Here is a 1,129-nt window from a genome sequence, read left to right as displayed (position 1 = left end):
AAGGCTACCACCGCGATGCAGAAGACAAATAAAGCGGCTCTGGGATAGCCCAGGGTATTGAGTTCGCAGGAGAAGACATCGGTAATCACCTGAAACATCCCTTCAACAGTCCACCGAGAGCGGTACAACTCAGCTACGGTGAGGGCATCGGCTACCTCTACCGGCAAGTTAGTGAAGATTGTCACCTCAAGGTCGCCGTGACGAGTCGGTTGCTTGAGGCGCACCACGATGCGTCGCATCGGCAGGGCATGCCCCTGCTGAGTCGCTAGGCACACGGGATGTTCCCAGACGCGGCCCGTCGGAGAGACTCCGACCGCCTGGAGAGGCTCTAGTTCTTGCCAGGGCAAGTTTTGATGGGCGCGAATGACAAAATATCCCTGGCGTTGAGCAATCCCTGAGAGAAAGTCGGCGGTGCAAAAATTGCGGTCTGCAATCCACACTTGGTTCGCCTGCACCGTCGCCAAGACCTGGGGCAAGAGCGAGCGTTCTTGCGCATGGGCATCTTCACAGGGAAAGACATCGCTGACCAGGTGATGCTGGGGATCTAACACAGCAATGGATTTCCCGGGCAAGGCTCCAGAGCGCGTCGGTCGCAAAACCGTAATACGGTGCTCCGTGGCCCCTAACAGATTGCCATCGGCAATCCGCACCGCATAGCCCGGCAAGGGAGCCGCGTTCGAGACGCCCAAGGCGACTACCAAGGGCCTCAGTTCAGCGTCGCTGTAGCGCACGAAGGCTTGACTGATGCCCGGTTCTAGGCCATTGAGCTTGCTATAGAGGGCCGGTCTAGAGACCCCGATGAGCTTCTCCAAGGCTTTATAGGCCGCACTCACCGACGGATGAATGCCACTGACCACCAGGCTCATCAACCCCACGACGCTAGAAAATAGCAGCTCTCGGGTGTACTGTCGCTCAGCTGTCTGCTCAAATAACGCATCTAACTTGTCGGGAGCAAAAATGCGCTCCATTAGCGCTCGCATCATGACGCTTGGCGGGCTAGCTTCAACAAATTGCTCGAATAGCGCGTTTATCATGGGACGCTAACTCATTGACTCTAAGCGGCCAGGGGTAACGTCTTTAGCTTATCCAATTGACCGCACTAGTACGAATGATCACCTTAACAGGGGTA

At 56.2% G+C, this 1,129-nt stretch carries 1 protein-coding gene; it reads right to left on the bottom strand.

Features of this window, described 5'->3' with window-relative positions:
* On the bottom strand, window positions 1-1,034 hold a 1,034-nt coding region (locus IQ273_RS33335), incomplete at its 3' end, for a transposase (protein WP_194027345.1).
* Between the last annotated feature and the right edge of the window lie 95 nt (window positions 1,035-1,129).

It is taken from the genome of Nodosilinea sp. LEGE 07298 (assembly GCF_015207265.1).
Taxonomy (GTDB): Bacteria; Cyanobacteriota; Cyanobacteriia; order Phormidesmidales; family Phormidesmidaceae; genus Nodosilinea.
The sequence above is the reverse complement of the archived record's forward strand: the minus strand, read 5'-3'. Positions and strand labels throughout refer to the sequence as shown.